Source organism: Acinetobacter sp. 24-47-39, assembly GCF_056783825.1.
On sequence record NZ_JBWYIP010000010.1, the window covers coordinates 1 to 23,449 of the forward strand.

Annotated in this window: 20 protein-coding genes; 7 read left to right on the forward strand and 13 right to left on the reverse strand. The window is 39.9% G+C overall.

Translation table 11 applies throughout. The features are described 5' to 3' along the window. Positions 1-69 precede the first annotated feature (69 nt). Positions 70-561: a hypothetical protein gene (locus tag AC1M9C_RS09910; RefSeq protein ID WP_481953626.1), complete on the reverse strand. Its 492-nt coding sequence runs from the start codon at positions 559-561 to the stop codon at positions 70-72. A gap of 77 nt (positions 562-638) precedes the next feature. Next, positions 639-3,533 carry a valine--tRNA ligase gene (locus AC1M9C_RS09915; RefSeq protein ID WP_481953627.1) on the reverse strand — a complete coding sequence of 965 codons (2,895 nt, stop codon included), beginning with the start codon at positions 3,531-3,533 and terminating at the stop codon, positions 639-641. Between the two features lie 187 nt (positions 3,534-3,720). Here AC1M9C_RS09915 and AC1M9C_RS09920 point away from each other — a divergent pair, with 187 nt between their 5' ends. Both AC1M9C_RS09920 and AC1M9C_RS09925 read left to right on the forward strand, forming a co-directional pair. Continuing rightward, positions 3,721-4,401, forward strand: a complete 681-nt coding sequence (locus AC1M9C_RS09920) for a hypothetical protein (RefSeq protein ID WP_481953628.1) — start codon at positions 3,721-3,723, stop codon at positions 4,399-4,401. Positions 4,402-4,419: 18 nt separating this feature from the next. Further along, positions 4,420-5,226, forward strand: a complete 807-nt coding sequence (locus AC1M9C_RS09925; RefSeq protein ID WP_035266703.1) for an SDR family NAD(P)-dependent oxidoreductase — start codon at positions 4,420-4,422, stop codon at positions 5,224-5,226. A 158-nt stretch (positions 5,227-5,384) separates the two neighbouring features. On the opposite strand, the gene AC1M9C_RS09930 is transcribed toward AC1M9C_RS09925, so the two are convergent. From AC1M9C_RS09930 to sdsA, 8 genes are all read right to left on the reverse strand, one after another. Further along, positions 5,385-5,825 (reverse strand): YbjQ family protein, encoded by a 441-nt coding sequence (locus tag AC1M9C_RS09930; RefSeq protein WP_481953629.1) that lies wholly within the window; start codon positions 5,823-5,825, stop codon positions 5,385-5,387. 9 nt (positions 5,826-5,834) lie between these two features. Further along, the gene (locus tag AC1M9C_RS09935) at positions 5,835-6,185 is read right to left on the reverse strand and encodes a YbjQ family protein (RefSeq protein WP_092766864.1); all 351 of its coding nucleotides are present in this window, start codon (positions 6,183-6,185) and stop codon (positions 5,835-5,837) included. Between the two features lie 98 nt (positions 6,186-6,283). Then, positions 6,284-7,735, reverse strand: a complete 1,452-nt coding sequence (gene adeK, locus AC1M9C_RS09940; RefSeq protein WP_481953659.1) for a multidrug efflux RND transporter AdeIJK outer membrane channel subunit AdeK — start codon at positions 7,733-7,735, stop codon at positions 6,284-6,286. Beyond that, entirely contained in the window at positions 7,735-10,911 is a 3,177-nt protein-coding gene (locus AC1M9C_RS09945) for an efflux RND transporter permease subunit (protein WP_481610633.1), read from the reverse strand. Before AC1M9C_RS09945 ends, adeK begins: the two co-directional genes overlap by 1 nt. 12 nt (positions 10,912-10,923) lie before the next feature. Next, positions 10,924-12,165, reverse strand: a complete 1,242-nt coding sequence (locus tag AC1M9C_RS09950; protein ID WP_481953630.1) for an efflux RND transporter periplasmic adaptor subunit — start codon at positions 12,163-12,165, stop codon at positions 10,924-10,926. Beyond that, positions 12,165-12,800, reverse strand: coding sequence for a phosphatase PAP2 family protein (locus AC1M9C_RS09955; protein WP_481953631.1), 636 nt, complete (start codon positions 12,798-12,800; stop codon positions 12,165-12,167). Before AC1M9C_RS09955 ends, AC1M9C_RS09950 begins: the two co-directional genes overlap by 1 nt. A 163-nt stretch (positions 12,801-12,963) precedes the next feature. Further along, on the reverse strand, positions 12,964-15,015 hold the full coding sequence (locus AC1M9C_RS09960) for a site-specific recombinase (RefSeq protein ID WP_481953632.1): 2,052 nt from the start codon (positions 15,013-15,015) through the stop codon (positions 12,964-12,966). A 24-nt stretch (positions 15,016-15,039) separates the two neighbouring features. Beyond that, positions 15,040-16,017, reverse strand: coding sequence for an All-trans-nonaprenyl-diphosphate synthase (gene sdsA, locus AC1M9C_RS09965; RefSeq protein WP_035267858.1), 978 nt, complete (start codon positions 16,015-16,017; stop codon positions 15,040-15,042). Between the two features lie 407 nt (positions 16,018-16,424). Here sdsA and rplU point away from each other — a divergent pair, with 407 nt between their 5' ends. From rplU to serS, 5 genes are all read left to right on the forward strand, one after another. Beyond that, positions 16,425-16,736, forward strand: a complete 312-nt coding sequence (rplU, locus tag AC1M9C_RS09970) for a 50S ribosomal protein L21 (protein ID WP_035267860.1) — start codon at positions 16,425-16,427, stop codon at positions 16,734-16,736. 19 nt (positions 16,737-16,755) lie between these two features. Further along, positions 16,756-17,013, forward strand: a complete 258-nt coding sequence (rpmA, locus tag AC1M9C_RS09975) for a 50S ribosomal protein L27 (RefSeq protein ID WP_035267862.1) — start codon at positions 16,756-16,758, stop codon at positions 17,011-17,013. Positions 17,014-17,230: 217 nt separating this feature from the next. Next, positions 17,231-17,929 (forward strand): outer membrane lipoprotein periplasmic chaperone LolA, encoded by a 699-nt coding sequence (gene lolA / locus AC1M9C_RS09980; protein ID WP_481953633.1) that lies wholly within the window; start codon positions 17,231-17,233, stop codon positions 17,927-17,929. 111 nt (positions 17,930-18,040) lie between these two features. Beyond that, positions 18,041-18,826, forward strand: coding sequence for an RsiV family protein (locus tag AC1M9C_RS09985; RefSeq protein ID WP_481953634.1), 786 nt, complete (start codon positions 18,041-18,043; stop codon positions 18,824-18,826). Between the two features lie 112 nt (positions 18,827-18,938). After that, on the forward strand, positions 18,939-20,210 hold the full coding sequence (gene serS / locus AC1M9C_RS09990; RefSeq protein WP_179997729.1) for a serine--tRNA ligase: 1,272 nt from the start codon (positions 18,939-18,941) through the stop codon (positions 20,208-20,210). Between the two features lie 55 nt (positions 20,211-20,265). On the opposite strand, the gene AC1M9C_RS09995 is transcribed toward serS, so the two are convergent. The 3 genes from AC1M9C_RS09995 to AC1M9C_RS10005 all read right to left on the reverse strand — a co-directional run bounded on the left by AC1M9C_RS09995 (position 20,266) and on the right by AC1M9C_RS10005 (position 23,430). Next, positions 20,266-21,285 (reverse strand): AraC family transcriptional regulator, encoded by a 1,020-nt coding sequence (locus AC1M9C_RS09995; protein WP_481590631.1) that lies wholly within the window; start codon positions 21,283-21,285, stop codon positions 20,266-20,268. A 156-nt stretch (positions 21,286-21,441) separates the two neighbouring features. Continuing rightward, complete coding sequence (locus AC1M9C_RS10000) at positions 21,442-22,284, reverse strand: hypothetical protein (protein ID WP_035267867.1); 843 nt, start codon at positions 22,282-22,284, stop codon at positions 21,442-21,444. A gap of 60 nt (positions 22,285-22,344) precedes the next feature. Next, positions 22,345-23,430 carry an LLM class flavin-dependent oxidoreductase gene (locus tag AC1M9C_RS10005; RefSeq protein ID WP_179997731.1) on the reverse strand — a complete coding sequence of 362 codons (1,086 nt, stop codon included), beginning with the start codon at positions 23,428-23,430 and terminating at the stop codon, positions 22,345-22,347. Positions 23,431-23,449 lie beyond the last annotated feature (19 nt).

A 23,449-nucleotide genomic window follows, 5' to 3' on the forward strand; every position in this document is an offset into this window, starting at 1 on the left:
GCAGATTATGCACGAATGTTAAGAAATCCGGAGTGCAAATATCAACCAAAAAGAAGATCGTTTTTTGATTTATGAAAGAGATCTAATAATGCTTTTATTTTTTATTGTTTGAATTGCGCTTTTCTTTTCATACTCAATAGAGGAGGTTTGAGTAGTATTTGATATTTTTGACATTCGCATTGCTTTGAAAGGTACAAAAATAGCTTTAAGTTCATCATAGGATGCTAATAGTTGAAGCTCGTTGTCGAAAGAAAGTTGTAGGCCACCCTTAATTTTTTCACGCTGCTCATATAAATAATTTAATTGATGTTCAGCTTGTGAATATTCAGCACTGCCCTTGGGGTACTGTTCTTTTTGGGATTCATAATGCTTAATATGTGATATCTGAGAATCTGTTAAGTGTCCTTTTTTATCAAGATGTAATAAAATTTTTTCTTCTAATAAAGTTAAAAAACTAGTTTTTCCGCTTCCATTTTTACCTGTAATAATTAAATTTCGTCCGTATAAAGGAATATTAATAGCTTCAATTTTTAAATGTGGAATCTCTCCACTGATTTGCATTAAGTATTTCATATATTAATAATAAAGGGCTGAATAATCAGCCCTTTATACACAAATTAGATTAAATTAACAACACCTTAAAGCGCTGCAATTTGCTCCATATTCGCTTTAATTTTCGCTAACTGATCAGCAAACTCAGCAAGTTTTACTTTCTCACCTTCAACCACAGCAGCAGGTGCTTTTGCCACAAAACCTTCATTGCCAAGTTTAGTGGCAATTTGGTCGTGCTGTTTTTGAACCTTGTCTAAGTCTTTTTGTAGACGAGCCAATTCCGCTTTAGGGTCAATTAAACCCTTCATTGGAACGAATACAGACACATGACCCACGACAGATGAAGAAGACAATGGCGGTTGTTCAGCATCAGCTAAGAATGTAATGCTTTCAACTTTTGCCAATGCTTTAAACAATGGTTCAATACGTGCGATTTGTGCTTTTTCAGCATCAGTGGTGTTTTGAAGTAGTACAGGCAACAAGCGAGCATTACCTAGACCCATTTCACCACGAATGTTACGTACAGCACCAATCAAACCTTGCAGCCACTGCATATCTGCTTCAGCTTGTTCATTAATCAATGCTTGTTCAGCAACAGGGTACTGCGCCAACATAATGGTTTCGCCAGAAATGTTCAGTTTCGGCGCAAGTGTTTGCCAGATTTCTTCTGTTAGGTACGGCATCAACGGATGAGCCAAACGTAAAGACGCTTCCATCACAGAAAGAAGAACACGACGTACTTCAGCTTTACGCTCAACCGATACATTTTCGTCATTCAGAACAGGCTTAGTCAGCTCTACATACCAGTCACAGTATTCATTCCAAATGAACTCGTAAATCGCTTGTGCAGCCAAATCTAAACGGTATGTTGCAAATGCTGTTTGCACCGCTTGTTCCGCCTTTTGTAGACGGCTTACGATCCACTGTTCAGGCAATTCCCAAAGGTCCTGACGCACTTCCTGACCAATCACTTGCTCTTCGCAGTTCATCATCACGAAACGAGTAGCGTTCCAGATTTTGTTGGCAAAGTTACGGTAACCTTCAACACGTTTCATGTCGAACTTAATGTCACGGCCAGTGTTCGCAAGCGCACAGAACGTGAAACGAACCGCGTCAGTACCGTAAGATTGAATACCTTCTGGGAATTCTTTACGTGTTGATTTCTCAATCTTCGACGCCTGTTTCGGGTTCATCAAACCAGTCGTACGTTTTTGTACTAACGTTTCAAGGTCAACACCGTCAATCAAGTCTAATGGGTCAAGTACGTTACCCTTAGATTTAGACATTTTCTGACCTTCGCCATCACGTACCAAACCGTGTACATACACAGTTTTGAACGGCACTTGAGGCGTACCATCTTCATTTTTCATGAAGTGCATCGTAAGCATAATCATACGAGCAACCCAGAAGAAGATGATGTCGAAACCTGTTACAAGAACATCAGTCGGGTGGAAGGTATTTAAGAAATAGTTTTCTTTATCTTTCGCTTCGTCACCTGTCCAACCTAAAGTTGAGAATGTCCAAAGACCTGATGAGAACCATGTATCCAATACGTCTTCATCTTGATCTAGTTGAACATCTGCAGGGATGTTGTTTTTCGCACGAACTTCATCTTCGTTACGACCTACATATACATTGCCTTCTGCATCGTACCAAGCAGGGATACGGTGACCCCACCACAATTGACGTGAGATACACCAGTCTTGAATGTTGTTCATCCAAGCCATGTACATATTGCTGTATTGCTCAGGAACAAACTTAATACGACCGTCTTGAACCGCTTCAATTGCAGGTTTCGCAAGTGGTGCAATCTTCACATACCATTGGTCTGTGAGTAATGGCTCAACAATTACACCTGAACGGTCACCACGAGGTGGCTTCAATGTATATGGTTGAATTTGATCTAACCAACCTTCAGTTTCCGCTTGTTCAACTAACTTTTTACGTGCTTCAAAACGCTCTAAACCAATGTAGTCTGCAGGCGCAGGGATGGTTTTAGAAATTTGCTCACCCGCTTTTGCGATATATTCAAACTCAGCCAACACTTCAGCATTTTTGTTGAAGATGTTGATAATTGGCAATTCGCAACGTTTACCCACTTCATAGTCATTGAAGTCATGCGCAGGGGTGATTTTTACACAGCCTGTACCGAATTCTTTGTCTACATATTCATCTTTAACGATAGGAACAGCACGACCTGTAATTGGTAGGATGATGTTTTGACCTACAAGGTGTGCATAACGTTCATCATCAAGTGCAACTGCAACAGCTGTATCACCCAATAAAGTTTCAGGGCGAGTGGTTGCCACAACAATGTGATCTTTACCATCGTGCGTGCGAAGTGACTTATCTTCAAAGAAATATTTGAAGTGCCAAAGCGAACCTTGTTCTTCTTTATCAGACTCAACTTCTAAATCAGAAAGGGCAGTTTGTAATTTTGGATCCCAGTTTACAAGGCGTTTACCACGGTAAATCAAACCTTCTTCATGCAGTTTTACAAACACTTCTTTTACCGCGTTTGATAAACCTTCATCCATGGTGAAACGTTCACGAGACCAATCTACAGAAGAACCTAAACGACGGATTTGACGGGTAATATTACCGCCAGATTGTTCTTTCCATTCCCATACTTTTTCGATGAACTTTTCACGACCCAAGTCATGACGACCTACGCCTTGTGCACCCAACTGACGCTCTACAACCATTTGCGTTGCGATACCTGCGTGGTCAGTACCCGGTTGCCAAAGCGTGTTAAAGCCAGACATACGCTTATGACGTGTCAAAGCATCCATGATGGCATTGTTAAAACCATGACCCATGTGCAAGCTACCAGTGACGTTTGGTGGCGGAATCATGATACAGAAAGACTCGCCTTTTTCAGACGGCTTAAAGTAACCGCGTTCTTCCCAAGTTTGGTACCATTTTTTCTCGATCTCGGTCGGATCGTAGGTTGTAGCAATATTTTGCGCTGAATCAGTCATAGTTCGAACAGATCAAAAGTAGATAAAAAATTGCATCTATTGTAGCAAAAAAAATGCATGGAGAGGCACGTTAAGCAAATGCATTCTCGTTTCAAATCACACACAATCGAACAGTAATTGATTTTGAATAACACTAAAGCCAGCGTCAACTCGCGGAATCGGCCTGACAATAAAGGATAACAATAGCATGACCTATACTATTTCTTTGCGCTTACAACCTGAAACTTATCAGCAATATCAAACCATTCACCAAAAACTCAATGCAGGAGATCGTGAAGCGCAAGCTAAAATTCTTGGAGATAATCTGTCCAAAATTGCTTGTGAGATTATTGATCAAGCCTTTGGCACACTGGTCAAAGATTCTAATGCAAAGGATCAAGACTCAGCAAAAGTATTGAAACAAGTGCAAGATGCAATCTTGAAATACATGCCTTGGTCGGTATCATTTTTTAGTAATGATCGCTTAATGCCTATGGTGAATCATGTACAAAGTTTGATGTATGAACAAGATGGAAAATACTATATTTCGTACCCAGTTGAAAAAGTTATTGTGAATGAGCTACTGGGCTGTGCAGAACGTATGCGTGAAGGTCAAAACCAATATGTTGCCCCTGGCTTAAAAGCATTCACTAAAGTGGTTGATCAAGGTGTTACGAGCTTAATTCGTGAACCTAAAAAAATGCTGAAATTTAATATGGTGGTGGATAAAACCTTAAATGGTGTGATCAGTCTGACCACAGGATTGGGCTATAAGCGATTTGAAAATTTAAGCAAAATTCATGATGCACAAAGTATCGTGAAGTACTTTGACCATTTTTTGGTTTTTCTTGATAATGAAGGACAGCAAAAAGCAAAATTAAATGCTTAAACCATAAGGATAAAGGGAATGGCAAAGTTGGAACAGCTTGATCAGAAAGTGGTGTGGATTACAGGCGCATCATCGGGTCTTGGTAAAGCGTTGGCTGCTGAATGTGCAAGTTTAGGGGCACAGGTTATTTTGACGGCTCGTCGTTTTGAAGAGTTAGAAACGGTTAGACAGTCTCTGGCGCACCCAGAACGACATATTTCCATTAAAGCGGATATCACGGATGAATCCCAAGTTCGGCATGCTTATGAACAAGTTCTCCAACAAAAGGGACGTATTGATTGGTTAATTAATAATGCAGGTCTATCACAACGTGCATTAATTAAAGACACGACCATGCAAACTGAACGTGCGATCATGGAAGTCGATTATTTCTCTCAAGTCTTTTTAACCAAAACGGTTTTGCCGACTTTTCAGCAACAGAAGTCAGGACGAATTGCCTTTATCTCAAGTGTCGCTGGGTTATTGGGTACACAATATCGTGCGACTTATTCGGCAGCCAAAGGTGCGATCCATATGTGGGCGAATAGCTTACGTGCAGAAGTTGCGCAAGATGGTGTGGGTGTCTCGGTGATTTTCCCGGGATTTGTGAAAACCAATGTGTCCTTTAACGCGTTAAATGGTGAAGGAAAGCCCCAAGGTTACCAAGATGAGGCCATTGAAAATGGTTTAGAAGCAGAGGAATTTGCTAAACAAACCGTACAGGCATTATTGAAAGGGGATGAGTATATTGTCGTGGGTGGAGCAAAAGAAAAATTAGGCGTTTTTATTTCACGGTTATCACCAGCAATACTGTATCGAATGATCCGAAAAATGAAAGTGAAGTAAACTTTAATGATCATGCGCATATCGATGAGAAAAATTTAATCAAATATGTTTGCATTTCTATCTCAATGATCATGCGAGTGATAAGGGATTTAAAGACTCCTCAAGTAAAGTGTACGGCTTGAGTGACTACTACATACCTGTAAGAAAAAGAGAGACTTTTAGTCTCTCTTTTGTATAGCAGTTCCGTAAGCGAAAACTTCAACCATTCCACCTTGAAGACCTAAATCTGTGGTGCTGAGTCTTAATCCTAAGATTTCAGTTGCGCCCATTTTTTCAGCTTCAAGTTTAAGTCTAACGATAGCTTCACGTCTTGCACGTTCAACAATACTTTCATAACTGCGTAAGCGTCCACCAAAGAAATTTTGGATTTGCGCAAGTACAAACTTAAAATAATCATGCGAAATCACCACATTACTGCTGATCATTTGTCCGTGGTTTTCAGAAGTTTTAAAACGCTGACTATCTAACTTGATATAAGCTAAGCGCACTTCTTGTTCATCAAGTTGCTTAAGATGCTTTTGTTCATTATAGCGACCAAATCCAAATCCAATACAAAATAGGATGAGAAAGATAACCACCTGAAAAATGATACCATCCATAACGAATCCTTAAGAGGTGAATGGATCAGGAATTTTAGGTGCATTCGGTGTGACATACACAGCTGTGCCATAAACAAATAATTCGGAAGCACCTTGGGTAATATTGGAAGTCGAGAAACGAATTCCGACAATCGCATTCGCCCCTAAGCCACGCGCTTTATCAATCATACGGTTCATTGCTTCTTGACGAGACTCTTCAAGTAATTCCGTGTATGCGGTAAGTTCTCCACCGACGATATTCTTAAGTCCTGCGAGTAAATCACGTCCAACGTGTTTACTTCTGACGGTACTACCATATACCACGTCAAATTGTTGTTGAATTTGATGACCAGGTACAGATTCTAAATTACTTAACAGCATGTGATTGAAGTCGTTATAAAAAGGATAATTAATGACAAAATATCAGTATTTGGGACAATAAAAAAGCCCACCGAAGTGAGCTTTGTTTAAACAAAAAATTACTTCTTGTCGTATTTTAAATCTGAGCTTGAAGGCTGATAAATCACTTGATCCGTAGTATTAGTTTTTAAGCCACCACCGAGTGATTTATAGAGCTCGATTTGGTTGTTAAGGTTCGCTTGTTCAAGCAGCAATAAACCTTGCTCAGCACTATACGATGTACGTTGCGCATCTAATACAGTTAAGAAACTGTCAATACCAGCGCGGAAGCGGGCATTTGAGAGTTTGTAGGTTGTATTGGTCGCATCAACTAAACGGCGTTGTGCAGTTAAACGTTCACCGATATTTTGACGCACTGCCAAAGCATCATTCACTTCACGGAACGCAGATTGAATTGATTTTTCATAATCAGACAATGCAATCTGTTGCTGTGTTTCAGAGACTTTAATATTGGCACGACGTGTACCCCAGTCAAAGATTGGAATATCTAGACTAGGACCAACAGACCAAACAAAAGCGCCAGACTTAAATAAATCACTTAAGTCTGTTGATGCATAACCTGCTGAACCTGTGAGGCTAATGGTTGGGAATAAACGCGCTTTTGCAGCACCGATATTCGCACCAGCCGCACTCAGCTGATATTCAGCCGCTTTAACATCTGGACGGTTGTTGAGTAGATCACTTGGCAAACCAGCCGCAAAAGCAGTGGTTGATGTCACACGTGTGATTCTCTCTTTAGGCAATAAATTGTCAGGTAGTGGTTGACCTACAAGGAGGTTTAACGCATTAACCGCTTGTGCAATTTGAGTCTTGTATTCAGCAACATCGCCACGTGCCGTTTCAACAGAAACTTGAGCCTGACGAAGCGGAACTTCACTGTCGATTCCCACATCAAAACGTTTTTTGTTGAGATTGTAAGATTCAAGTTGAGCTTTCAGCGTCTGTTCAGCGAGCTTAAGATTCGCTTGCGCATATGAGTAAGCCAACCAAGCTTGAGCTGTTTGGCTAATCAAGGCAATTTGAGTGGCATCACGTGCGCTTGCAGTTGAAAGATAAGTGTCTAGGGCATTGTCTTTCAAACTTCTAACACGACCCCAAAAATCAATTTCATAAGCCGTTAAACCTAAACCTACATTATAGGTTGTTACTGGGCTTGGCGAATTGATCGTGTCTTGTCGTAAAACACCACCACTTGCACCAATCGTAGGCAATTGATTGTTTTGGCTGATTTGAAATTGTTGACGTGCTAATTCGATATTTAGCGTTGCTTTACGAAGATCGCGGTTATTTGCCAAGGCTAAATCCAAAACTTGGATTAAGCGTTGATCTACAAAAAAATCCTTATAACCTTGCTCCGCAATAGATGGACCAGAAGCATTGCCAAGATAACTTCCTGGAATATTGGCTTGAGTGACCGGTTCTGGACCACGCATGCTTTGACATGCTGTCAAAGCAAGCGCAATTGCAGATACCGCAATGCTACGACCTGTAATAGACCATACGTTTTGCATCACGAAATTTGCTCCTGTTTATTTTGTTTTGGTTTTGTTTTAAAGATACTTCGGATCCATACATAGAACACTGGAATAAAGAAGATCCCTAAAAGTGTTGAGCTGATTACACCACCAAGTACACCATAACCCACGGAATGTTGACTTCCTGCACCTGCGCCAGAAGCGAGAGCTAGTGGAAGAACACCAAAACCGAAAGCCAATGTGGTCATAATGATTGGACGTAAACGCATTTTCGCGGCATGCAAGGTTGCTTCGAAGAGTTCTTCACCTTGATCTTGAAGCTCTTTCGCAAATTCTACAATCAAGATCGCATTCTTCGCGGACAAACCAATCACGGCAATAATCGCCACTTGGAAGTAGATGTTATTTGAAAGGTTTGGATCTTTCAAAATAATCATTCCCAAGAATGTTAAAGCAAGTGCACCAACAATACCCAATGGCACAACCATGAGTACAGAGAATGGGATAGACCAACTTTCATATAAGGCTGCCAAGCAGAGGAAGACAATCAATAACGAAAGAGCATAAAGGAATGGTGCTTGTGCGCCAGACTCACGTTCTTCAAGAGATAAACCAGTCCATTCGTAATCGAAGCCTTGTAAGCCCATTGAAGGAAGCTTCGCAATGATTTCTTCAACCGCTGCCATTGCATCACCCGAACTCACACCTGGAGCTGGAGTGCCTGTAATGTTCATGGAAGAAACGCCGTTATAACGCTCTAAACGTGGTGAACCATAAGTCCATTCGCCTGTTGCGAACGCTGAGAATGGAACCATCGTACCTTGGTTATTGCGGACATACCACTTGTCTAAGTCTTCAGGCATCATACGAGAGCTCGCTTCACCTTGGACATACACTTTTTTCACACGACCACGATCGATGAAGTCATTAATGTATGTACCACCCCATGCCATACCCATCGTACTATTGATTTCAGCAATGCTGACTCCCATAGCACCTGCTTGAGCATGATCGACGATGACACGATATTGAGGCGTATCTTCTTGTCCGTTAGGACGAACACCTGTTAAACGCTGATCTTGAGAAGCTAAGCCGAGTACAGCATTACGTGCTGCTAATAATTGCTCGTGACTTTGACCTGCAGCTGCTTTTAACTGTAGGTTAAAGCCTGCACTCACGCCCAACTCCGGCATTGCTGGAAGTTGAAGAGGCATGATATAGCTGGCATCTTTCACAATCATATTCAGTGCCATACCACGTTGGATAATTGCACCGACCTGAGATTCAGGAGAGGTACGGTCTTTCCAGTCTTTCAACTTAATGAAGGCAAGACCCGCATTTTGACCAATACCCGTGAACGAGAAACCAGCAACACTAAATACAGATTCAACATGTTCTTTCTCGTTATTGAGGAAGAAGCCTGTCATTTGATCAATTGTTTTACCAGTGCGTTCAAGCGTTGCATTTGGTGGTAGCTGAACGAGAGTCATCACCACACCCTGGTCTTCATCTGGTAAGAATGAAGAAGGAAGGTTGACAAACAACCAACCCATCACAGCAATCACAACACCATAAACCAATCCTGCAAATAGCTTGGCATGTGTTAAACGGTTTACGCCGTTTTGATATTTCACCGAAATTTTGTCAAAACCATTGTTAAACCAACGGAAGAAACGGGCAAAAATGTTATTGCTTTGAGGTTTGTTGGCATCATGTTTTTTCAACATGGTCGCACACAATGCAGGGGTAAAGGTTAATGCAACAATCAATGAAAGGATCATTGCTGTAACGAGTGTGATAGAGAATTGACGATAAATTACACCTGTCGTACCCCCCATGAATGCCATAGGTACGAATACTGCAGTTAAGACAGAGGTAATACCAATCAATGCACCAGAGATCTGTCCCATCGACTTTTCAGTCGCTTCCACAGGCTCAAGATGCTCTTCTGCCATAACACGTTCAACGTTTTCTACGACGACAATCGCATCATCCACCAAAAGACCAATGGCGAGAACCATAGCGAACATGGTTAATGTGTTGATCGAGAATCCGAACATGTTGATCACGGCAAATGTACCCAATACAACCACGGGAACAGCCATTGTTGGAATAATGGTTGCACGCCAGTTTTGTAGGAACAAGAACATGACCAAGAATACGAGGATAATCGCTTCAATTAAGGTTTTCACAACACTTTTAATTGAGAGCTCAATAAATGGTGTTGTGTCAAAAGCAAGTTTGTCCACCATACCTGTTGGATAGTTTGGACGTAATTCTTTTAAACGATCTTCAATCGCTTGGGCTGTATCTAATGCGTTTGCACCCGTTGCCAAACGAATCGCTACACCACCTGCAGGTTGACCATTAAATTTAGAGTCAAATGCATAGTTGTCTGCACCTAATTCAATTTTAGCGACATCACCTAAACGAACTTGTGCACCATTCGGTGAGTTCTTAAGGAAAATATTTGAAAATTGTTCAGGTGTTTGTAAAAGACTTTGAGCAGTTACAGTCGCATTTAAAACTTGACCTTGTACAGAAGGTGCACCACCTAACTGACCTACCGCCACTTGCGCATTCTGAGTTCTTAATGCATTTGCAATATCACTCGGTGTAACTTGCAAGTTGGCCATTTTGGATGGGTCCATCCAAATTCGCATAGCATATGAACCACCAAATACTTGCACTTCACCAACACCAGTCACACGGCTAAGTGGTTCAGAGATATTTGAGTTTACATAGTCTTTAATGTCATTTGCATCTAATGCATCTGACTCAGAATAAAACGCAATAACTTGTAAGAAGCTTGCGCCAGACTTGGTAACTTTTAAACCTTGACGTTGTACGTCTTCAGGCAAAAGTGCAGTCGCTGATTGAAGTTTATTTTGAACTTGTACCTGAGCAATATCAGGATCGATACCTTGTTCAAAGTTTAGTGTAATGGAAGCTTGTCCATTACCCGCACTGTTAGATGAGATGTAACGCAACCCATCCAAGCCATTCATTTGTTGTTCAATAATTTGCGTTACTGTGTTTTCAACAGTTTCAGCAGATGCACCCGGATATGTTGCAGAAATCGATACCGTTGGTGGTGCAATCGTTGGGTATTGGGCAATTGGCATCTTGGTGAGGGATAAAATACCCGCCAACATGATGACCAATGCAATCACCCAAGCGAAAATTGGGCGATGGATAAAAAAGTGAGCCATTCAGTCTACTCCTTATGCATTTGAAGTAGCTTTTTGTTCAGATTGAGCTGCTGGCTTTGCTTGTTGACCATCTTTGCCGGCTTGAGGTGCTGCAGCTTGAGGTTGGTAAGGTTTAGCTACAACTTGTTGTTCAGGTTTAACTTTCGCCACACCATCTACAATGACCTTGTCACCTGTATTTAGACCTTTGGTCACAATCCAATCTTTACCTTGAACACCTGCTGTCTCAATTGGACGTACTTCAACTGCACCTTTCGCATTCACGATCATCGCAGTCGCTTGACCTGTTGGTGTACGGGTCACAGCCGCTTGAGGCACTAAAATCGCATTAGGAATTACACCTTGCACAATTTGAGCATTAGTGAACATTCCTGGCAATAATAATTGGTTCGGATTTGAGAACACAGCACGAAGGGTAACTGTCCCTGTTTCTGGATTTACACTTGCATCAGAGAATGCAAGATTACCTTCAATAGGGTAAATGCTGCCATCTTCAAGTTTTAAACGAACTTTAGTATTGTTGCTGCGGTCGATGCTGCCTTGACTCAACTGTTGACGTAAGCGAAGAAGCTCTGCACTTGATTGGTTGATATCAACATAGATTGGATCAAGCTGTTGGATTGTCACCAATGCTTCAGGTTGATTAGCCGTTACTAATGCACCTGCAGTCACACTAGAGCGACCTGATTGCCCTGAAATTGGTGAACGAACAGTAGAATAACCTAAGTTAATCTGCGCATTTTTCACCGCTGCTTCTGAAGCTGCAACATCTGCTTGTGCCAATTTTACTTGTGCTTGTAGATCATCAAATTCTTGCTTAGATACAGCATTGATACCGACAAGTTGGCGATAACGGTCAGCTTTAACTTGAAGCGCATTGATATTGGCTTTTTGACGAACTAAGGCTGCTTTTGCACTGTCTAAGTTCGCACGGTTGGTATTTGCGTCAATTTCGTACAGAGGTTGTCCTTCACGCACAAAACTACCTTCAGCAAACAGACGCTTTAAAATCACACCGCTTGCTTGCGGACGTACTTCAGAAATTTGATAGGCTGAAGTTCGACCCGAAAGCTCGACAGTTTGTTCAACACTTTGTGGTTGAGCAACGATGACACCAACTTCAGTTGGTGGCATTTGCTGTTGTGCAGCGGCTTGCTCTGCATCTTTTGGATCTTTGCTACAACCCACAAGTGCAATACTTGTTGCAAGAGCACAAGCAGTGAGGGCAGGGGCCCAAAGCTTTGCCGACATCATTATTCCACCTCGTTAGATTTTTCTCTAAAAATAATTGTTTGCTTTGCTATCCGTTGTGATAGGACTAACCACAGTATAGTCAGCCATATCAACGCAATACTCCAACCTGCAACAACATCTGTCGGGTAATGAGCACCGAGATAAACCCGTGAAAAACCCATGCCAACAAACCATATACAGGCAGCGACAAAAATGATTCTACTTTGATGATGGTTTCGAAAGATCATGATCATCAAACCAGCAATCACTGCTGCATAGAGACTATGTGCGCTTGGAAATGCGGCTCCATAAGTTTCAACGATTTGATAAATTGCATTTGGACGAGGTCGGTCGAAAGCATATTTGAGTAACCAGCCAAGACAGGCACCACCAACGAGACCAAGTGAGATAAATAGACAGTTAGCATATTGTTTTAATCGCCATTGCTGTAAGGTCAAAATCGCCACGCACATCAGCATGATCGGTAAACCGCCAACATGAGACAATAAAACCGCAATTCCATCTATGAGGGGATAGCGGTGTTGACTCATCCATGAAACAGCAGTGAGATCGAGCTGTTGTATCGTTGGAATATAGATTCCTATACTACTTATCGTTATTCCTAAACAACCTATTAAAATCAGTAAGTAAGGCATATAAAATAACCTGAGTTATATTATAGTCGCATACATTTATTGCATGAATGCGTCAAAGTGTACTCGCCAGTACACTTTTTTTCAAGTCAGTGTAAAAGCATAATTTATAGTAATTTCATTACAATGTGCATCTTATTTTTAGCACAAAAAATAACACAAATATCTAATGAGAAGATTTCTTTGGTGAAATTGGATCTTCGACCTCTAAAGGCTGTTTTGGGGGCCAGAAAAAGTCCATTGGTCGTGTAACAAAGTGAGTAAATACTAATTTTGCCAGAGGTTTCCATTGTTCAAAACGAACACGTCGTGCGCGTAATGCCACAATAATAGTGAGACTAAAGCTGACAAATAAGTTGGTCAAACCAATTAATAATACACCAAGGAATGAAACAATAATGAGCCCTATTTCAGGCGTGCCATTGATACTCAATAGGCCCTGCATAAAGTTTGCTGAAGCAAAGGCAATATGGCGAATATCTAAAGGCAGACCAAGAATAAAACCAATTGTCCCCATGCTGCCTAGCATGATTCCGAACAGGAAATTCCCGGCTAGTGCTCCTAAATTACGTTCAATATAGTTTGCAAACTTTTCCAGTCTGTCAGCACCTAGCCAGTTTTTTAAGCGATGATGTGCTTTTAAGCGAGGTCCGACTTTACGATACACTGCCATGTTGTCGAAGTAACCTGCGATCAAACCAGATAAAAATAGACATACACCTGCAATAGCTGCATGTGGTACTGCTAGGGATGTAAAAGGATTTAAACTATGAAGTAAATATGTTGCTTTACTGTGATTGAGTAATTGTTCACCCAAAATCAACGGCCACATCATGGTGATCAATGCTGCAACCGGGATTGCAATGGAAATATTGCCGAGAATAGCGACAAACTGCGTACGGATAATATTGATAATCAGTGCAGCAAGTTCTGCGATTTGTGCAGTTCGAGACCCTTTCTTTTGTTGAACTGTCGCGGCTAGGGCAGCTGCAGTCATAGCAGGTTGTTTGGTCGCAACCGTAAAATGCAGTACATGGATTAACATGAAACCTAATGCATAGTTCATGCTATACGCGAAGGCTTGCATGATAGGTGCCATGGCGATGCGCGCAGTGAGAATCTTCAAGGTCGCCATGATAGCGATAATGACGCCTGCACCTGCGGCTGATTTGTACATACTGAAGAAACCAGCTTTATTGGTACTTACATAATGTTCACCTGTTTTACTGGCATTTTCAGTGACTTGTAATGCGATTAATTCACTGTTTGTTTTTAAAAGCTCTCGAACACTTCGCTCCTCATAGTGAGCCGCAACTAAATCTTGACATAACTCAGCTAGTGCTAAGTATTGAACTTTTCCAGTTTCAGTCAATAAGTTCAATAATAGTTCAATACGATCTAAACATTGCTCAAGCAAAGACAATAAATAAGTGAGACTTAAACTTACCCCAATTCTTTTCGTAGCACGACGAATCTTTAAAACAACATCGCGACACTGCTCAATCATCACCAAAGCTTGGTTGGCGTCGGGTACGACCATAGCTGTAAGATCATCAGCTTCACTATAATGTTTTTTGTATAGCTCAATAAATTCAATGATTTCACGATTCTGCACCAAAAAAGGTGACTCATATTCAGTCAGTTCTGGTTGTGCATTAATAAACTCAGGATAAAGTCCAATACCGCTGATACGGTAAGATAAAACAGTAATGGCTTTAATCATGTCGCGTTTGATGCCAAATTTTGCATCTAAGCTGCCATTACTTTGATTGACAATCTGAAAAAACTGAATCCATTGCTGATCTTCAATATTTTCTAGCCAATATTTATCGCTACGTAAATGAAAGACACGGAAGACTAAATCTTTTAAATCAGTTTCATCGGTCAAAAGGGGAAGAACATGCGCTCCCATTCGTTGACCCAACTGATTCCAAAAACCATCTAGAGAAAGAATCCCACTGTCCGCATAAATAGTGGTTTGTTTATAGCGATTGATCAGATGAACGATATAGGCTTGAAAAGTGGTGGCTGCAGTCGGCGTAATTAATAACGCTTGTATCAACGCCTGAAATTTTTGATTAATTTCTTCTAGGTTATAACTGTCTGATGGACGGATGCGATTAACGAGTTCAATGAGTATGTTTTCGTCTGGAGCAGCTTGATTATGGTCAAGTTGCTCCTGCATTTGTTTAAAAAGATCATTAAAGTTTATATGCATACGCAAATTTTTTTTAGTTGAAGTTTATTGGATTCGATCTAATGCTAATTGCGCCAAATTATCAAGCGCTTGACGATAAATACTTTCAGGCAGTTGTAACAATGCCTCACGAGCTGCTGTAGTTTCTTCAACAGCACGTTCGCGACAGTAATCTAGTGCACCAGAGTTTTGAACAATCTGAATCACTTGATCCAAATGTTCAGTCCCACCTGTAGTGATGCTACGACGGATAATATCGTGCTCTGCACCAGAAGTTTTTTGTAGAGCAGCAATCAGTGGCAGTGTTGGCTTACCTTCCATTAAGTCATCGCCAATATTTTTACCAAGTGTTTCTGCGTCAGAGGTGTAATCGAGTATGTCATCTATGATTTGAAATGCATTCCCGAAATGACCTGCGTATTTTCTGAGTGCTTCACGATATTGATGTTGATTGGCAAGAATCGCAGCGCCTTCAGTCGCCAATTCAAACAAACGAGATGTTTTGCCGTGAATAATGTCTAAATACGTCGCTTCAGTGGTTTCAGGCTGATGTTGAGATTGCAGTTGAAGTACTTCTCCTTCAGCAATTTCACATGTTCCTGTTGAGAAGTCTTTTAATAACACCATATTGTTCAAATCTACGAGCAAATCGAACGCTCTAGAAATGAGGAAGTCTCCAACGAGGACAGCGGTTTGGTTGTTCCATGTTGCATTCGCTGTAGGACGACCACGGCGTAACCCAGACTCATCTACGACATCATCATGTACCAGTGTAGCGGTATGCAGCATTTCAATAATTGCAGCTAACTTTTGGGCATGCTCTAGGTTGGTTTCACCGCAAGCGCGAGCAGCCAATAAACACATAATAGGACGCATGCGTTTACCACCTGCCTCAACCACATGTTTGCTGACTGACATCACCAAAGCAACTTTAGAGCTGATTCCTTCATTAATAAGTTGGTCCATCGCAGCAAAGTCTGTAGCAACAGGTGCGAGAATGTCTTGCTTAAAATCGATGGCCATAACAATGAAGTCCTTATACAAACAGTAGATGTTACTCAGCTAGTGTAACAATTTAAGTGAAAGTTTTGGTCGCTTTGCCACATGAATATGCATGATTTTCTTAATGTTGTTCAGTTTCTATTCATGTTTGTGATTTAATCTTCATAATACCAATAAAACTTGATATGTCATTTGATATTCGAAGTAGTTCATTTTGTGAATAAATATAGTTTAATCAATCAGCAAATTGTTATTTTCATGTAAGAAATAGATATTTCGGGATGAAAGTTAACTTTTAGACAAAAGACCTTGTTGTTTATTTCATTATCACTTAAAATCCTTGCCCTTGAATAACCCCCAGTGGCGTTCGTTTTAAGATCGATATATTCCTTTATCGGCACGACGACACGGGCCTGTTGGAGTACATTATGTACGCAGTAATCCAAAGCGGTGGTAAACAACACCGTGTTGTTGAGGGTGAAACCCTTAAAGTTGAATTATTGAAAGCTGAAACTGGTTCTACTATTACGTTTGATGACGTATTAATGTTAGTGAACGGTGATAGCATTCAAATTGGTGCTCCAGTTGTTGCTGGTGCTAAAGTAACTGCTGAAGTAGTTAGCCATGGTCGTCACGACAAAATCCGCATCATCAAAATGCGTCGTCGTAAACACTATCGTAAACAACAAGGTCACCGTCAATGGTTCACTGAGTTGAAAATTACAGCTATTTCAGGCTAATTACGAGGAGTAAATAGACATGGCAACTAAAAAAGCCGGTGGTTCGACACGTAACGGTCGTGACTCAAATCCTAAAATGTTAGGTGTTAAAATGTTCGGTGGTCAAGCTGTGACTGCTGGTAACATCATCGTTCGTCAACGTGGTACAGAGTTCCACGCTGGTGCTAACGTTGGTATGGGTCGTGACCATACTTTATTTGCTACCGCTGATGGCGTGATCAAATTCGAAGTTAAAGGTCAATTTGGCCGTCGTTATGTATCTGTTGAAACTGTATAAGTTTTATCAGGCATAACCAAAAAACCCACTCTTGAGTGGGTTTTTTTATATCTGAAAGAAAGTTTTTGAACTGAAGTGAATCTTCATCATGATGAAGTATTCTCAACAATTTAGCTAAATAACAATACAAAAGTTCTTATTTTCTCAATTATTAGCGATCAAATTTGGTTTAAGATGACTCCATATCAAATGATGATCAATAACAAAAGGTGGGATCATGACAATGCTTCGTAAAACGATTGGTGCAATTACAATGAGTGCTGCAATGATGGCACCAGTCGCAAGCACTCAAGTTTTCGCAGCGCCAGTGGCTGCTTCGGAGCAACAAGCGACCGCAAACTTGGTTCGTCAATTAAACGGAATAAAAAGTTTAACGGCAAATTTTGAACAAACAACGAAAGCAACTAAATCTAGTAAAGCACCACAAAAACAAGGTTTGAGTGCTCAACATATGAATCAGACTTTCACTGGGGTGATGAAAGTTGCTCGTCCAGGTAATTTCTATTGGGAAACTACAGCACCAGCAAAACAAACAATTGTGACTTCTGGAAAGATGATTTGGATCTATGACCCAGATCTACAGCAGGCAATTCGTCAAAATATGGATGAGCAAGTTGCCAATACTCCAGCATTATTATTGTCTGGTAACACTAACCAAATTATGCAGTCATATCGTGTAACACAGCCCAATAAAGCTAAAACTTATTACACGTTATATCCTAAGCAGAAAGATGGAGCCTTTCAGAGTCTGACCATTAGTTTCGGTGCAAATAAAGCGCCAAGCTTAATGATTTTAGAAGATTCATTAGGACAAACTACACACGTTAAATTTAGTAATGTGAAAGTGAATGCAGGTATTCCGGATTCGACATTTAACTTTACACCGCCTAAAGGCACAGACATTATTGACCAATAATATAAAAGCAGCGTTCATCGCTGCTTTTTTTTAACTACAAATTTCAACTGAATTCATGTCAGCTAGAATTTATAGTCTCTGTGTTAAACACTCATTTTTATTGGAGGCTATATGCTAAAACACATGAATCGGTTTGGAAAAGTGAGTGTTATTTGTGCATCAATGATCATGTTAGGCGCTTGTCAGCCTAAATCTGATGCAGAAACTAAAAAAAGCAATGAGACTGCTGCGCAAGTAAAACAATCAGAATCTTGGTATATCGAATCGAAGAATGTCGAATTAAAGCCTAAACAGAAGCAAGTATGCGATGAGGCAGGGTGTACAGAATATTCATTCCAAACGGTTGAAACTAATCATCCGTGGATTAATACGTATTTTAAAAATCGAATTGAAAAAGCAGACCCTATACCATTCCAATCGGCTACTAAGAATACAGAGACAACTACTGTGGATCCGCTGAAGTTGAGTCAGAGTCAGACTGTGGTACGTTATTTAAGTCAACATCAGAATATAGCGAGTTTTGAATATCTGAGCTATGTATATCCTGCTGGTGCAGCACATGGGATGTACCACAAAGAATATGTTCATTTCGATTTAAAAACTAAAAAAAGAATAGCACTACAAGATTTAATTGTGAAAGGTCAAAATAAAAAGCTATTAGAAACACTTTATAGTGCTAATAGTATGTGGCTTACAGATCACAATATTGAACAAGATAAACTCGAATTAAGTGACAATTTCTATTACGGAGTTGATGGTATCGTCTTTGTTTATCCGCTGTATGAACTCGCGTCCTATGCTGAAGGAATGTCTGAACTCACTTTACCTTATGTGAGTGTGAATGGTTTGATACAGTCAGAATATCTTCCAAACCTACCCAAACTCGCTGCTGAGTAATTGACTCTATTTTAATTTGATTCAATAAGCTTCAGCTGTCAGCGCTTCGACTGTATTTTTTTCAACGAAGCGCTTACACTATAGGCAGTTTTTTTCCCTGAAAAGATTAACCATGATCGACCCGAAATTACTTAGAAATAATATAGAGGCTGTAAATTTAGCCTTAGCTAAACGTGGCGTGCAACTCAACGTAGAAGAATGGGCATCTTTAGAGGCTCGTCGTAAAGAAATTCAGTCTAAGACTGAAGCTTTACAAGCAGAACGTAATTCGGGTGCTAAACAAGTTGGTCAAATCAAAAAAGCAGGTGGTGATGCCTCTGAAATCATGGCTCGTATGAGCGCGATCGGAGATGAAATTAAAGCCGCTGAGCTTGCGTTAACAGAACTACAAGCTGAAATTGAAGCAAAATCACTTTCTATTCCAAACCTACCTCATGAGTCGGTGCCAGAGGGCAAAGATGAGAATGACAACGTTGAAATTTTAAAATGGGGTACGCCTCGTGAATTCAACTTTGAAATTAAAGATCACACTGATCTTGGTGAGTGGATGGGTGGACTCGAGTTTGAAACAGCGACTAAGTTAACAGGTACTCGTTTCAGTGTGCTCAAGGGCCCGCTTGCACGTTTACAACGTGCACTAACGCAGTTCATGTTAGATACACATACATTGAAAAATGGCTATACAGAAGCTTATGTACCGTATTTAGTAAATGCTGATTCATTACGTGGAACTGGTCAGTTACCTAAATTTGAAGAAGATTTATTCAAGCTTCAAGGTGACAAAGAATATTACTTGATCCCAACTGCTGAAGTGCCTGTGACCAACTTTGTGCGTGATGAGATTATTGATCCTGAGCGTCTACCATTGAAATATGCTGCTCATACACCTTGTTTCCGTAGTGAAGCTGGTTCTTATGGCCGTGATACACGTGGTTTGATTCGTCAGCACCAATTTGACAAAGTAGAAATGGTTCAAATTGTTAAACCTGAAGACTCTATGCAAGCATTGGAAGAGTTAACAGGGCATGCTGAGGGTATTTTACAGGCGCTTGGATTGCCATATCGCAAAATCATCTTATGCGGTGGTGATATGGGCTTTGGTGCAACGAAGACTTATGACTTAGAAGTTTGGGTACCAAGCCAAAATACCTATCGTGAAATTTCATCGTGTTCAAACATGGGGGATTTCCAGGCTCGTCGTATGAAAGCTCGTTACCGTGCTGATCAAAAGAAAACAGAGTTTGTTCATACTTTGAATGGTTCAGGTTTAGCAGTTGGTCGTACTTTGCTCGCGGTAATGGAAAATTATCAACGAGAAGATGGTTCGATTGAGATTCCTGAAGTCTTGCGTCCTTATATGGGTGGACAAAGTTTTATCGATTAATCGATAAAACACAAAAAAGCTAACTCAATTGAGTTAGCTTTTTTTTTTGAGTGTTTTAATGAATGAGTTGAGCACTGCCTGTTTGCCTTTCAATAATTTTTTTTAAGGTCTCACTCGGTTTTTCCCCAAATGCATCTTTATACTCAAGTGAAAAACGACCTAAATGTGTAACACCCCATTTATAAGCAATTTCAGTAATATTAATTTTATGCGTAGACTGTGAAATTTCATTATAAATACATTTAAGTCGGTAATGGCGTATATAAGCATTTGGACTGCATTTTAAATATTTTTTGAAAATTGTATTCAGCTTTTTTTTGCTTAATCCAGATGCATATTCTAAATCTGAAATTTCAATTTTTTGATGTATATTTTTTTGTATGAATTCTAACAAGCGAGTAAAGAAGTCAGGATAATCTAAAGTATTTTTATAAATTAAATCACTATAGTTATTGGGTTGAGATAATAATAATGACTTCACAATAATATATTCAAAATCTGAGCGCATTTCTTGAAAAAATGAAGTATTGGTAAAATTGTTTGTGAAATTTTTAATACTGTCAATTAAATCCCACCATGCTTTAATTTTCGGGTTGTTTTGATCCATCACATTTTGAAATACCAAAGGTTCGGTAACTGGCTGAGAGATTAAATCTGAAAGTATTTTTTCAACAAAAGTCTTTGAAAAAGAAATGAATGTTTGCACACAGTCTTTGTCAATAATTAGTTCAAATTTATCTTCAGGTGAAACAATGGATGCTTGATCATAACAGGCGTAAAAAGTTTGACCATCTTTTTTAAATAGTGGTCGCCCATTTTTAGGGCGCGTTATACAAAAGTGGTTCATATTTTCATGCGTATGCGTTTTGAAAATTACATCTTTACCATATGTTAAATCCCCAATAATCATACGACCGATTTGCGATCCATTAAAACTAAAATCCAATGGTTCATATTGATTAAAATCGACTAAATCATGTGGGCCAATGATTAAATCAAGACAATGGTTGGCATCATGAATATTCTGCGTATGTGATTGAATCGTAGAAATAGACCTGTGTTGCTGGCTATACATAAATACCTCTATCCTTAGCTTGCTTATCATTACTTATGCAAAAATCAATCCATGATTTTGCTTTTTTTGTTTTATCTCAAATAAATAAATTAATCTAAAATAGTAGAATATAAAAATACTCTTTTGGTACTAAATTAGATTAATTTGATATGTTATTTAAAAGTGGTAAGCGACGCGTAACATAGGGCTACTCGCGGTCGCTCCTGAACCAGCAACACCAGATGCATCATTACCATATTTATTTTTCCAGTATTGATAAGCAATCCCAGCTTTCAATTTTGGTTGATTGGCAGATTTATCTTTAAGTAAAGAATACATTAAAGACATGTCTACAAAGATTTCACTGGCGGTAGGCTCACCAAAAGGATCTTTCCCTTTGGTACTCATCCAAACACCTATGCCTTGATAATTCCAATTCGATTGCATAATAGGAAAATCCCAAAGCACTTGAAGTGCTAAGTAAGGATCATAGGTATATTTTTTACTCAGTACATTAGCATCATTGCTCTCGTAATAGCCTAGCAAACTGAGATTAAGATAGCCTGGTGTATTTAATGTAACACTTGGACCAGCAACATACATTTGTCGATTTGAACCATAATCATCATTCTTTGTATTCCAGTCAAAACCTACTGTAAAACCATATGTCTTGAACCAACTAGAATCATTCGGTTTGTGTTGCGTGATACTTGGGATATCTAAGGTATGACGATAAATTGCATATGCCTCTTGAGCTCCTCGACCAGAAGCTTTGTTTGCATTTGGTTCAGCTGAGGATTGATGCATATTGAGTTGAAAAAAATTGGTGCCATATTTATAGCCGCTTAGGTGTACAAGACTAAAAATATATTTGTCAAAATCACCGTCTTTAAATGGTTCTGAGAAATCTTGACCATAACTGACAGCCAGTGAAGTATCACTCCAATTTGCCGCTTGAACTGCAGTGCCTAATGCAAAGCAGATTGATCCAGTGAATAACCCCTTTAAAATATAATTCACAGCTAAATTCCCTCTTAAAATAAATAAGCCGACAGTGAAACGGTCGGCTTAAGTGGTGGATTAACGAATATTATGCTTTTCCAAAATTGGTAAAACATGATCACGGAAATACGGAAATTCGCGGCTATAATCGAGGAATGAAAGAGTCGTTCCTCTAAAACCAGCTTCATGTAAATCTAAAATACCTTGCGCGACTTGTTCAGGTGTACCGACTAATGGAAAGCCACCATGGCCTACACTCATTGCATCTCGAATGGATTGTTGAACCTCTTTTGGGAAACTTTGAGCATGTGCAAACATTAAGCTCATCAGATTGTCAACGGCAACAGTATCAGCATTGTTTAATTGACGATCCCATTCTGCTTTGGCTTCCTCTTGTGTAGGTCTGCAAATGACATGGGAGAAGGTCATCACATTGACTTCTCGGTTTACGTCGCGACCTGCTTGTTTAAGCTCATCAATTTCAATCTTGCTTCTGCCCAAGTCTGAAGCTGGTGTAAAAAGAAAGTCCGCATTATTAACGGCAAATTCACGTCCATTTTTTGAACCAGCAGCATTGAAGATAGGCGGATGTACAAGTGGTTTTGGTTTTCCATAAGTTCCTTTGGTTTTGAAAAACTTACTTTCAAAATCAAATTTTTCTTCACTGGTCCATACTTTTTTAATCAGGTCATACCAGTCTTGTGCATAACCATAACGAGTTTCGTGATCATCAGGTAAATGTAGACCGAGTGCTTCATATTCAGGTTTATTCCAGCCTGCAACAATGTTAAGTCCAATACGACCTTGACTAATCTCAGATAGCGTTGCAATCTGCTTGGCAACTACAACTGGATGATTGGGGACGGTCTGAATTGTCGCAAAAACTGTAATGTCTTTGGTTAAAGCCAATAATGCGGCCGCCCAAGTCATGGTCTCTAAAATTGTTCCCTGAAAGTCTGTTTCACCGCCATAGCCTGTAAAGCGAGCAATCGGTAACATGAAGTCGATACCAGCTTCATCTAGCATTTTTCCAAGTTCGAGATTCTTTTCCCAGCTCGCACTCCATCGATCTTCAAGAGTTGAAATGGTCATTCCACCTGAGCAGTTAGAAGCAAATGAGCCGAGTAGAAAGCGATTATCATTGAAAAAGTGATGTTGATTCATTTTAAAAATCCTTAAATTT

What these genes read in the sequence shown, in the direction of transcription:
- AC1M9C_RS09910 (WP_481953626.1), bottom strand. Translation starts at nt 561, where the DNA reads ATGCAAATCAGTGGAGAGATTCCACATTTAAAAATTGAAGCTATTAAT.
- AC1M9C_RS09915 (WP_481953627.1), bottom strand. Translation starts at nt 3,533, where the DNA reads ATGACTGATTCAGCGCAAAATATTGCTACAACCTACGATCCGACCGAG.
- AC1M9C_RS09920 (WP_481953628.1), top strand. Translation starts at nt 3,721, where the DNA reads ATGACCTATACTATTTCTTTGCGCTTACAACCTGAAACTTATCAGCAA.
- AC1M9C_RS09925 (WP_035266703.1), top strand. Translation starts at nt 4,420, where the DNA reads ATGGCAAAGTTGGAACAGCTTGATCAGAAAGTGGTGTGGATTACAGGC.
- AC1M9C_RS09930 (WP_481953629.1), bottom strand. Translation starts at nt 5,825, where the DNA reads ATGGATGGTATCATTTTTCAGGTGGTTATCTTTCTCATCCTATTTTGT.
- AC1M9C_RS09935 (WP_092766864.1), bottom strand. Translation starts at nt 6,185, where the DNA reads ATGCTGTTAAGTAATTTAGAATCTGTACCTGGTCATCAAATTCAACAA.
- adeK (WP_481953659.1), bottom strand. Translation starts at nt 7,735, where the DNA reads ATGCAAAACGTATGGTCTATTACAGGTCGTAGCATTGCGGTATCTGCA.
- AC1M9C_RS09945 (WP_481610633.1), bottom strand. Translation starts at nt 10,911, where the DNA reads ATGGCTCACTTTTTTATCCATCGCCCAATTTTCGCTTGGGTGATTGCA.
- AC1M9C_RS09950 (WP_481953630.1), bottom strand. Translation starts at nt 12,165, where the DNA reads ATGATGTCGGCAAAGCTTTGGGCCCCTGCCCTCACTGCTTGTGCTCTT.
- AC1M9C_RS09955 (WP_481953631.1), bottom strand. Translation starts at nt 12,800, where the DNA reads ATGCCTTACTTACTGATTTTAATAGGTTGTTTAGGAATAACGATAAGT.
- AC1M9C_RS09960 (WP_481953632.1), bottom strand. Translation starts at nt 15,015, where the DNA reads ATGCATATAAACTTTAATGATCTTTTTAAACAAATGCAGGAGCAACTT.
- sdsA (WP_035267858.1), bottom strand. Translation starts at nt 16,017, where the DNA reads ATGGCCATCGATTTTAAGCAAGACATTCTCGCACCTGTTGCTACAGAC.
- rplU (WP_035267860.1), top strand. Translation starts at nt 16,425, where the DNA reads ATGTACGCAGTAATCCAAAGCGGTGGTAAACAACACCGTGTTGTTGAG.
- rpmA (WP_035267862.1), top strand. Translation starts at nt 16,756, where the DNA reads ATGGCAACTAAAAAAGCCGGTGGTTCGACACGTAACGGTCGTGACTCA.
- lolA (WP_481953633.1), top strand. Translation starts at nt 17,231, where the DNA reads ATGACAATGCTTCGTAAAACGATTGGTGCAATTACAATGAGTGCTGCA.
- AC1M9C_RS09985 (WP_481953634.1), top strand. Translation starts at nt 18,041, where the DNA reads ATGCTAAAACACATGAATCGGTTTGGAAAAGTGAGTGTTATTTGTGCA.
- serS (WP_179997729.1), top strand. Translation starts at nt 18,939, where the DNA reads ATGATCGACCCGAAATTACTTAGAAATAATATAGAGGCTGTAAATTTA.
- AC1M9C_RS09995 (WP_481590631.1), bottom strand. Translation starts at nt 21,285, where the DNA reads ATGTATAGCCAGCAACACAGGTCTATTTCTACGATTCAATCACATACG.
- AC1M9C_RS10005 (WP_179997731.1), bottom strand. Translation starts at nt 23,430, where the DNA reads ATGAATCAACATCACTTTTTCAATGATAATCGCTTTCTACTCGGCTCA.